This is a genomic window from Enterobacter sichuanensis (genome assembly GCF_002939185.1).
Taxonomy (GTDB): domain Bacteria; phylum Pseudomonadota; class Gammaproteobacteria; order Enterobacterales; family Enterobacteriaceae; genus Enterobacter; species Enterobacter sichuanensis.
This window is the reverse complement of sequence record NZ_POVL01000185.1, coordinates 1-334: the sequence shown is the minus strand read 5'-3', so window position 1 is coordinate 334 and position 334 is coordinate 1. Positions and strand designations below refer to the sequence as shown.

1 protein-coding gene is annotated in these 334 nt (G+C 52.4%); it reads right to left on the bottom strand.

The features are described from left to right. On the bottom strand, nucleotides 1-334 hold a 334-nt coding region (locus tag C5687_RS24420; RefSeq protein WP_146086329.1), incomplete at both ends, for a DUF1983 domain-containing protein.

Sequence of the window (334 nt, the reverse complement as noted above, 5' to 3'; positions counted from 1 at the left end):
TCCCGTTCCGTCCCAGGTTGAAGACTGAATATAGCTGCCGATTTTGGCGTTACCGATCGTCCCGTCACCAATTACGGTGTCCCGGATGATGGCCTGGCCGTTCTGGATAACAAACGGCAGAGTCACGGTCCCTCCCGCCTGAGTCATCACAGCAAAGCGGTCAGCCAGGAAGAGAACCTGAGTCTGCATTCCAGATGGCGTATTCTGAACACCAATCCCCATCCCTGCTGCATACTGATTACCATTAGAATCAACAGCGACCTTGATGCTGTACATCGCATTCAGGTTATTATTGATGTCGGCTGATACCTGCGCGTTCTGGACAATCGCTGCA